This window comes from Mycobacterium sp. (assembly GCF_036488105.1).
Taxonomy (GTDB): Bacteria; Actinomycetota; Actinomycetes; order Mycobacteriales; family Mycobacteriaceae; genus Mycobacterium.
On the sequence record NZ_DASXHW010000422.1, the window covers coordinates 23,283 to 30,026 of the forward strand.

At 66.9% G+C, this 6,744-nt stretch carries 8 protein-coding genes; 7 read left to right on the forward strand and 1 reads right to left on the reverse strand.

Annotation, left to right across the window (positions count from 1 at the left end; all coding sequences use genetic code 11):
• Positions 1 to 310 precede the first annotated feature (310 nt).
• The 6 genes from pyrH to VGH54_RS22340 all read left to right on the forward strand — a co-directional run bounded on the left by pyrH (position 311) and on the right by VGH54_RS22340 (position 5,247).
• On the forward strand, positions 311 to 1,099 hold the full coding sequence (gene pyrH, locus VGH54_RS22315; protein WP_331514278.1) for a UMP kinase: 789 nt from the start codon (positions 311 to 313) through the stop codon (positions 1,097 to 1,099).
• A 19-nt stretch (positions 1,100 to 1,118) separates the two neighbouring features.
• Positions 1,119 to 1,676 (forward strand): ribosome recycling factor, encoded by a 558-nt coding sequence (frr, locus tag VGH54_RS22320; protein ID WP_331514279.1) that lies wholly within the window; start codon positions 1,119 to 1,121, stop codon positions 1,674 to 1,676.
• Positions 1,677 to 1,690: 14 nt separating this feature from the next.
• Positions 1,691 to 2,602 (forward strand): phosphatidate cytidylyltransferase, encoded by a 912-nt coding sequence (locus VGH54_RS22325; RefSeq protein ID WP_331514280.1) that lies wholly within the window; start codon positions 1,691 to 1,693, stop codon positions 2,600 to 2,602.
• A gap of 12 nt (positions 2,603 to 2,614) precedes the next feature.
• The gene (gene rlmN, locus VGH54_RS22330; protein WP_331514281.1) at positions 2,615 to 3,712 is read left to right on the forward strand and encodes a 23S rRNA (adenine(2503)-C(2))-methyltransferase RlmN; all 1,098 of its coding nucleotides are present in this window, start codon (positions 2,615 to 2,617) and stop codon (positions 3,710 to 3,712) included.
• A gap of 118 nt (positions 3,713 to 3,830) precedes the next feature.
• Positions 3,831 to 4,307: a protein disulfide oxidoreductase gene (locus VGH54_RS22335; protein WP_414688768.1), complete on the forward strand. Its 477-nt coding sequence runs from the start codon at positions 3,831 to 3,833 to the stop codon at positions 4,305 to 4,307.
• Positions 4,308 to 4,317: 10 nt separating this feature from the next.
• On the forward strand, positions 4,318 to 5,247 hold the full coding sequence (locus VGH54_RS22340; RefSeq protein ID WP_331514282.1) for a cytochrome c biogenesis CcdA family protein: 930 nt from the start codon (positions 4,318 to 4,320) through the stop codon (positions 5,245 to 5,247).
• Positions 5,248 to 5,256: 9 nt separating this feature from the next.
• Here the strand turns inward: VGH54_RS22340 and VGH54_RS22345 are convergent, their stop codons facing one another.
• Positions 5,257 to 5,511: a DUF2631 domain-containing protein gene (locus VGH54_RS22345; protein WP_331514283.1), complete on the reverse strand. Its 255-nt coding sequence runs from the start codon at positions 5,509 to 5,511 to the stop codon at positions 5,257 to 5,259.
• 90 nt (positions 5,512 to 5,601) lie between these two features.
• Between VGH54_RS22345 and dxr the strand changes: the two genes are divergently transcribed.
• On the forward strand, positions 5,602 to 6,744 hold a 1,143-nt coding region (dxr, locus tag VGH54_RS22350), incomplete at its 3' end, for a 1-deoxy-D-xylulose-5-phosphate reductoisomerase (protein ID WP_331514284.1).

The following is a 6,744-nucleotide window of genomic DNA, read 5'->3' on the forward strand; positions in this document are numbered from 1 at the left end:
CCGGCGCAAACCGGCGAGGATGAAGAGGGCGTAGCGCCAACCGGGGCGGCGCTTGTTGTCGCCGGCGATGGGTGCGTCGATCCTGGCAATGAAAAGGTGTTCATTGCAACAGGATTCAACAGATGCGGACTCACCCACAGCGCTGGTCCTCAGCAGCCGGACTGTGGGTGGGCGGATGGGTTCGGCCGGTGCTTTCGCTGCGGAGGCTTGGGCTATGCCGAGTCTCGGGACGCACGGCCCGCGATAAGGCAGGATAGGACCTGCTGTCGTGGGGGATGGCCGGATGGCGTCCTTTCGTGCGAGGAGTTCGATGACGGAGCAGGAGCCGACGAGGGCCAACGGAGCTCGGGCGTTCGCGCCGGACGGCCGGAGCCCCGCCGGTGGGCCGAGTCGGCCCAACTACACCCGGGTCTTGCTCAAACTCGGTGGCGAGATGTTCGGCGGCGGACAGGTGGGCCTGGATCCCGACGTGGTAGCGCAGGTCGCCCGCCAGATCGCCGAGGTGGTCCGTACCGGCGTGCAGATTGCGGTGGTGATCGGCGGTGGCAACTTCTTCCGCGGCGCTCAGCTGCAGCAGCGTGGAATGGAGCGCACCCGGTCGGACTACATGGGGATGCTCGGCACCGTGATGAACAGCCTTGCGCTGCAGGACTTCCTCGAGAAGGAGGGCATTGACACCAGGGTGCAGACCGCGATCACCATGGGTCAGGTCGCCGAGCCCTACATCCCGCTGCGTGCTGTTCGCCACCTGGAAAAGGGCCGGGTGGTCATCTTCGGCGCCGGTATGGGGCTGCCGTACTTCTCCACGGACACCACCGCCGCGCAGCGGGCGTTGGAGATCGGCGCCGATGTGGTTCTCATGGCCAAGGCGGTCGATGGGGTGTTCGCCGAAGACCCGCGGGTGAACCCGAGGGCCGAGCTGTTCACGGCCATCACGCACCGGGAAGTGATCGAATTGGGGCTGCAGGTGGCCGACGCCACCGCATTCAGCCTGTGCATGGACAATCGCATGCCGATTCTGGTTTTCAACCTGCTGACCGACGGCAATATCGCTCGGGCCGTCGCGGGTGAGAAAATCGGAACGTTGGTCACAACGTGAAGGGAGGCGCGGCGCAGAAATGATTGACGAGACTCTCTTCGACGCCGAAGAGAAAATGGAAAAGGCCGTATCGGTGAGTCGCGACGATCTGTCGACCATCCGGACTGGCCGGGCCAACCCCAGCATGTTCAACCGCATCGTCATCGACTACTACGGTTCCGCCACCCCGATCACCCAGCTGGCCAGCATCAACGTCCCTGAGGCGCGGCTGGTGGTCATCAAGCCGTACGAGGCCGGCCAGCTCGGGAACATTGAGGCGGCGATCCGTAACTCAGATCTGGGGGTGAACCCCACCAACGACGGCACGCTGATCCGGGTGGCGGTACCGCAGCTGACCGAGGAACGTCGTCGCGAGCTGGTCAAGCAGGCCAAAGCCAAGGGTGAAGACGCCAAGGTGTCGGTGCGCAACATCCGCCGCAAGGCGATGGAGGAATTGCACCGGATTCGCAAAGACGGCGAAGCCGGCGAGGACGAGGTCTCGCGCGCCGAAAAGGACCTGGACAAGTCAACCCAGCAGTACGTGACCCAGATCGAGGACCTGGTCAAGCACAAGGAAGGCGAGTTGCTGGAGGTCTAACGGCCGCTCAGCAGATGACGTCCGTGGCAGAGACTGGCACCCCGGCAGACACCCCGGCAGAGGGCTCGGTGCACGAGCCTCCGCACAAGAAGTCGCGGGCCGGCCGCAATCTTCCGGCGGCGATCGCCGTGGGTGCCGCCCTCGCGTTTACGATCGTGGCGATCCTGATCTGGGACCGCTACCTCTGGGTCTTCCTGCTTGCGGCCGCTATGCCCCTCGCGACCCACGAGGTGGTAAGGCGACTGCGCGAGGCCGGCTATCTCATCCCGGTCATCCCGTTGCTGGCTGGCGGTCAACTCATGATCTGGCTGGCCTGGTACTTCCACGCGGTCGGTACGCTGGCCGGCTTCGGCATCACCGCCGTGGTGTGCATGTTCTGGCGGTTAGCGCTGGGCGTTTCACCCGCACCAAGCGGCGCCGATTCACCGTCGGGGAATTACCTGCGCGACGTCACTGCCACAATCTTTGTGGCCACCTGGGTGCCGCTGTTCGCGTCGTTCAGTGTGCTGCTGGTCTATCCGCCGAATGGTTCTGGCCGGGTGTTCTGCCTGATGATCGGCGTGGTCTGTTCGGACGTCGGCGGTTATGCCGTCGGCGTGCTGTTCGGCAAGCATCCAATGGTGCCGTCGATCAGCCCGAACAAGTCGTGGGAGGGCATGGGCGGTTCGCTGCTGTTCGGGATCACCGCGACCACGCTGGCCGCGACTCTGCTGGCGCACAGGCCGGTCTGGATCGGCCTGCTGCTGGGTCTGACGATTGTGGTCACCGCGACTCTCGGCGACTTGGTGGAGTCGCAAATCAAGCGTGACCTGGGCATCAAGGACATGGGTCGCATCCTGCCCGGCCACGGCGGGCTGATGGACCGGCTGGATGGAGCGCTGCCGTCGGCGGTGGCCACCTGGACCGTCCTCACCCTGTTGCCCTAAGGTCCGCAGCGCATGAAGCAACAACTGGTCTTCGAGGCACCACGCCGCGCGCTGCCACCTCATCATCTGGCCGACCTCGACGAGGCCGGGCGCGTCGAGGCCGTCGCGGCGCTGGGCCTACCGCCGTTTCGCGCCAAACAGCTGGCGCATCAGTACTACGACCGCCTGATCGCCGACCCACAGCAGATGACCGACCTGCCGGCCGCGGCCCGCGGCCAGGTGGCGGAGGCGTTGTTCCCGACGCTGCTTACGGCGGCCCGCGAGGTCACGTGCGACGCCGGCCAGACCCGCAAGACGTTGTGGCGGGCCATCGACGGCACCACTATCGAGTCGGTGTTGATGCGCTACCCACAGCGCAACACGGTGTGCATCTCGTCGCAGGCCGGCTGCGGCATGGCGTGCCCGTTCTGCGCCACCGGGCAGGGTGGTCTGACCCGCAACCTGTCGACCGCGGAGATCCTCGAACAGGTGCGCGCCGCGGCGGCGGCGGTGCGCGACGAGTGGGGCGGCCGGTTGTCCAACATCGTTTTCATGGGCATGGGGGAGCCGCTGGCCAACTACGCCAGGGTGCTGGCGGCGGTACGTCGCATCACCGAGCAGTCGCCGAACGGTTTCGGCATCTCGGCGAGGTCGGTGACGGTGTCGACGGTCGGACTGGCCCCGTCCATCCGCAAACTCGCCGACGAGGGACTCGGGGTGACGTTGGCGCTGTCACTGCACGCCCCCGACGACGAACTGCGCGACACCCTGGTGCCGGTCAACAATCGCTGGAAGGTCGGCGAGGCGCTGGATGCCGCCCACTACCACGCCGAGCAGACCGGCCGGCGGGTGTCGGTGGAATACGCGTTGATCCGCGACGTCAACGACCAGCCCTGGCGGGCGGACCTGCTGGGCAAGCGACTACATCGCGCGCTGGGCCCGCTCGTGCACGTCAATCTGATTCCGCTGAACCCGACGCCGGGCAGCGATTGGGACGCCAGCCCGAAAGCCGTTGAGCGGGAGTTCGTTCGACGGGTCCGCGCAGCCGGCGTGACATGCACCGTGCGCGATACCCGCGGGCGCGAGATCGCCGCAGCGTGCGGTCAGCTCGCTGCTGAGTCGCCTACCTGAGCCAGCTGCGCCGACGGCCCAGTGAACCGGACCGGACCTTATCGCGTCATCTGTATGTGAAGTCTGAACAGGGAAGGGTCCGCAGGTGAGAATTTGGCTCCTGCGTGCGATCGCGAGGATGGCGTTCGTTGTGCTCTCCGCCACCATGGCGTTCGGGCTGCTCACCGCGCCACCGGCGCTGGCCGCCGACGATCGTCTGCAGTTCAGTGCGACCACACTGTCCGGCGCGCCGTTCAACGGCGCAACACTGCAGGGCAAGCCGGCCGTGCTGTGGTTCTGGACGCCCTGGTGCCCGTTCTGCAACGCCGAAGCTCCTGGTGTCAGCCAGGTAGCCGCCGCGCATCCAGGGGTCACCTTTGTCGGTGTCTCGGCCCACTCGGACGTAGGCGCGATGCAGAACTTCGTCTCGAAGTACAACCTGAACTTCACCAATCTCAACGACGCCGACGGGTCGATCTGGGCTCGCTACAACGTCCCGTGGCAGCCGGCCTACGTGTTCTATCGCGGCGACGGCACGTCGACATTCGTGAATAACCCCACCTCGGCGATGTCCCAGCAGGAGCTCTCCGGCCGGGTTGCCGCGCTGACGTCGTAGCGGAACATTCGTGGACCGGGGCCTGGTCAGCTTCGCGTTTACCGCCGGATTGGTAGCGGCACTGAATCCATGCGGTTTCGCCATGCTGCCCGCCTACCTCGTTCTCGTGGTGCGGCGGGAGGGAGCCGATACATCGACGGGCGCGGCTGCGGTCGGTCGGGCTCTGGCGGCTACCGCAGGGATGGGTCTCGGGTTTCTGACGGTGTTCGGAGTGTTCGGCGCGCTCACCATATCGGCGGGCGCCATCGTGCAGCAGTATCTGCCCTATGTGACCATCGTGTTCGGCATTGTGCTTGTCGCCCTGGGTATTTGGCTGCTGACGGGCCGAGAGCTGACGCTGTTGACACCCCGGCATCCGGGTCGGCGATGGGTCCCGACGGCTCGACTCGGCTCCATGTATGGCTACGGCGTGAGCTACGCGATCGCCTCGCTGTCGTGCACCGTCGGCCCGTTTTTGGCGGTGACCGCCGCCGCCCTGCGCCGCGGCTCGCTCATCGGGAGCGTGTCGATCTACCTCGCATATATCGCCGGCCTCACCTTGGTCGTCGGTGTGCTGGCGGTCGCCGCCGCGGCAGCGAACTCGGCGGTGGTGAATCGCCTGCGGCGAATCCTGCCCTACGTCAACCGGATCAGCGGAGCGCTGCTGGTGCTCGTCGGGCTGTATGCCGGCTATTACGGCTTCTACGAGATCCGCATACGGACCGGCCCGGGCGACGATGCGTTGATCGCCGTAGCCGGTCATATCCAGGGTGTGCTGGTCGGCTGGGTGTACCGGCACGGTGGCTGGCCTTGGGTGCTGGCGCTGGCCCTGCTGGTGGCCTGGTCCGCCGCGGGTTATCGACGGACGCGTCGGAGCCGTCACGCACCTGCTGATTCACGTGCGCACCGGCTCCGGAGATATCGACATCCACCGGGCGGTTGCGACGCACAGCACCGCTAGCTGAGTCGCCTACCTGAGCCAGCCGCGCCGACGGCCCCACCAGTCGCGCACCAGGAAAAAGACGCCCAAAAGTGCGAAGCCGATCACCCACAGGTCTTCGACGTGGCCGACGTGGTTGCCGCGCAGGAACGCCACCAGCAGACCGATGCTCAGCAGGCCGGTGATGTGCCAGTTGCGGTAGTTGATTTTGCTCCAGCCCCAGTTCGCCGACGGCACGTCAGCGATGTCGACCCCGCTGGAACGCTCCACCTCGGTACTGGCCACGGCAAACTCCTCGGGTTGGGATCGGGATGCCTGCACATTCTGGCATATCGGAATTCGTCGGGCGCGCCGGTCGCGCGGCACAATGAGTGGGTGTCCAACCGCCGCCTCAAGATCCTGGTGCTGGGTAGTACCGGCTCCATCGGCACCCAGGCGCTCGAGGTCATCGCCGCCAACCCCGACCGCTTCGAACTGGTTGGGCTGGCCGCCGGGGGTGGCAACCCGGATTTGCTGGCACAGCAGCGCGCCCAAACCGGGGTGACCAACCTCGCCGTCGCCGACGAGCGCGCTGCGCAGGCCATCGGCGACATCACGTACGACGGACCCGACGCGGCGACTCGGCTGATCGAGAACACCGAGGCCGACGTCGTGCTCAACGCGCTCGTCGGCGCCCTGGGCCTGCAACCGACGCTGACCGCGCTGGCCTCCGGGGCCCGGCTGGCCCTGGCGAACAAGGAATCGTTGATCGCCGGTGGCCCGCTGGTGCTGGCGGCCGCCAAGCCCGGGCAGATCGTGCCGGTCGACTCCGAACACTCCGCGCTAGCGCAATGCCTGCGCGGCGGCCGCGCCGACGAGGTCGCCAAGCTGGTGCTCACCGCATCCGGCGGGCCCTTCCGCGGCTGGTCGGCCGCCGACCTCGAGCACGTCACACCCGAGCAGGCCGGCGCCCATCCGACCTGGTCGATGGGGCCGATGAACACCTTGAACTCGGCGTCGCTGGTCAACAAGGGGCTCGAGCTCATCGAAGCCCACCTGCTGTTCGGCATTCCCTACGGCCGCATCGACGTCGTCGTGCACCCGCAGTCGATCGTGCACTCGATGGTGACGTTCACCGACGGCTCGACGATCGCGCAGGCCAGCCCGCCGGACATGAAACTGCCGATCGCGCTGGCGCTCGGCTGGCCGGATCGAGTGCCCGCCGTGGCCGCGGCCTGCGACTTCTCCACCGCCTCGACCTGGGAGTTCGCGCCGCTGGACAACCAGGTTTTTCCCGCTGTCGCGCTCGCCCGGCAAGCGGGCGAGACGGGTGGCTGCATGACCGCCGTCTACAACGCCGCCAACGAAGAGGCCGCCGAGGCGTTCCTGGCCGGGCGGATCGGTTTCCCGGCCATCGTGCGAACAATCGCCGACGTCCTGAGCGCCGCCGACCAGTGGGCCGCAGAACCCGCTACCGTGGAAGACGTACTCGACGCGCAGCGCTGGGCCCGGGAACACGCCCGGCATGCGGTCACACAG

Bases quoted from the DNA above. Each gene is read 5' to 3' on its own strand.
- VGH54_RS22325 (WP_331514280.1), top strand. From the start codon at position 1,691: ATGACGTCCGTGGCAGAGACTGGCACCCCGGCAGACACCCCGGCAGAG.
- pyrH (WP_331514278.1), top strand. From the start codon at position 311: ATGACGGAGCAGGAGCCGACGAGGGCCAACGGAGCTCGGGCGTTCGCG.
- rlmN (WP_331514281.1), top strand. From the start codon at position 2,615: ATGAAGCAACAACTGGTCTTCGAGGCACCACGCCGCGCGCTGCCACCT.
- VGH54_RS22335 (WP_414688768.1), top strand. From the start codon at position 3,831: ATGGCGTTCGTTGTGCTCTCCGCCACCATGGCGTTCGGGCTGCTCACC.
- frr (WP_331514279.1), top strand. From the start codon at position 1,119: ATGATTGACGAGACTCTCTTCGACGCCGAAGAGAAAATGGAAAAGGCC.